Annotated in this window: 2 protein-coding genes; one reads left to right on the forward strand and one right to left on the reverse strand. The window is 74.0% G+C overall.

The window, feature by feature from the left end:
• On the reverse strand, positions 1-517 hold a 517-nt coding region (locus L2I40_RS22690), incomplete at its 3' end, for an outer membrane lipoprotein (RefSeq protein ID WP_237217621.1).
• A 343-nt stretch (positions 518-860) separates the two neighbouring features.
• On the opposite strand from L2I40_RS22690, the gene L2I40_RS22695 reads away from it, so the two are divergent.
• Positions 861-1,801, forward strand: a 941-nt coding sequence (locus L2I40_RS22695; protein ID WP_237217623.1) for a lytic transglycosylase domain-containing protein, incomplete at its 3' end; no start/stop codon positions are given.

Consider the following 1,801-nt stretch of genomic DNA (forward strand, 5'->3'; position numbering starts at 1 on the left):
CGCCGGCGGGCGCGAAGCCGGCCTGCGGCGCGAAGCCCGGCGCGGGGCCGCCGGCAGCACGCGAAAGGCGCACGCGGTCGCCGCGGCTGACCACCACGCGGTCGCCCACCTGCAGGCCTTCCTCGTTGGTCTGCACAACGGCGATGTCGCCGCCCTGATCTTCGCGCACGATGAACTCCACGGCGGTACCTTGCGTCATGCCGCGCTCGAGCGCGCTGCCGGCCAGGCCGCCGAGGATGGCGCCGCCGACGCCGGCAATGGCGTTCTCGCGCCAGCCACCGCCGATGAAGCTGCCGGCCAGGCCACCAGCCACCGCGCCGCCGAGCGTCCCTACACCCGCCTGCCGCCCGGCCACGGCCACCTGGCGGGCGCCGACGATCGTGCCGAAGGACACGCTCGCTGCGCTGCCGAGCGCATAGCCGGGCACGGTGGTGCCGGTGTTCTGCGGCGCGCAGGCCGGGACGAGGGCGAGCAGGGCGAGGCCGGCCAGAAGGGGCAGGCGCTTCGGCGGGGTCATGTCATCGTTCTCCGGACGGAGGGCGCGCGGACGCTGCCGTGCAGATAGGGGACACCCTGCCCGTTTTCACGATCCGGTGCGAGGGGACGCCCGCAGGACACACCTTGCCATGCGCGCGCCATCATCCCGTCCTTGCCTATCGACCCCACGCTAGGTTAGTGGGTTAGGTCCTGGACTTGCCTTGGCGCCTGAGGGCCGTTTGCCCTGCGCGCGCGACTTGCTTGCTAACGCACGGGACGGGATCGGGGTTGGCCCGGTGTGCATCCTCCGCAGGGGAGCGGCGGATGCACCGAGGGGGGCGGGCCTCGGAACACCGGTTCCCGGCAACCGACGGAGTGCGAGCATGACCCGGTCCCGCCCTGCGCGTCGCGCCAGGCCGGTCGTCGCCTGTGCGCTGCTGGCGGCGCTCGCCGCCTGCGGCACCACGCAGCAGCCGGCGATCCAGTCCTCCGGCGCGGGGTGGGAGCGTCCGTCGAGCTACGATCCGCCCGGCCCGCCGCACGACCCCTGGGGCCCCTGGATCCGCCAGGCCTCGCAACGCTTCGACGTGCCGGAGCGCTGGATCCGCGAGGTGATGCGCCAGGAATCCGGCGGCCGCGCCAGCGCCACCAGCCGCGTCGGTGCGATGGGACTGATGCAGGTGATGCCGGGCACCTATGCCGAGCTGCAGCGCCGGCACGGGCTGGGGTCCGATCCCTACCACCCATGGGACAACCTGATGGCCGGCACAGCCTATATCCGGCAGATGTACGAGCTCTACGGCTCGCCCGCCTTCCTGGCCGCCTACAATGCCGGACCGCGGCGCCTCGAGGACTATCTCTGGGGCAATCGCGGCCTGCCGGACGAGACGCGCAACTACGTCGCGCGCATCGGCCCCCGAATCCAGGGCACCACGCCGAACACCCGCGCCGCGCCGGAGATCTACGCCGCGGCCGAGATCCCGCTCGACATCCCGCGCGGCCCGCGGCGCGGCGACGCCGCGACGATGCTCGCGCTGCGCGAGCAGCGGCGCCAGGCCAATCCGGGCATCCAGGTGGCTCAGCTGCCGCCCGGCCCGGTCGTGCGGATGGAGCCCATCCCGGATGGCAGCACCTTCGCGCAGCCGGCGCCGACGCCCTTCCGCACGCAACTTGCCTCGGCCGGGCCGGTCGTCGCGATGGAGCCGATCGAGAGCCCCGGCGACAGGCCCGTCAGCATCGGCGCCGTCACGCGGATGGAGCCGATCGTCAGCCCCGGCGACCCGGGCACCATCCGCGCCGAGCCGCTGCCAGCGCCCGGCCGGGC

Origin of the sequence: Falsiroseomonas oryziterrae, assembly GCF_021864505.1 — a bacterium.
Classification (GTDB): domain Bacteria; phylum Pseudomonadota; class Alphaproteobacteria; order Acetobacterales; family Acetobacteraceae; genus Falsiroseomonas; species Falsiroseomonas oryziterrae.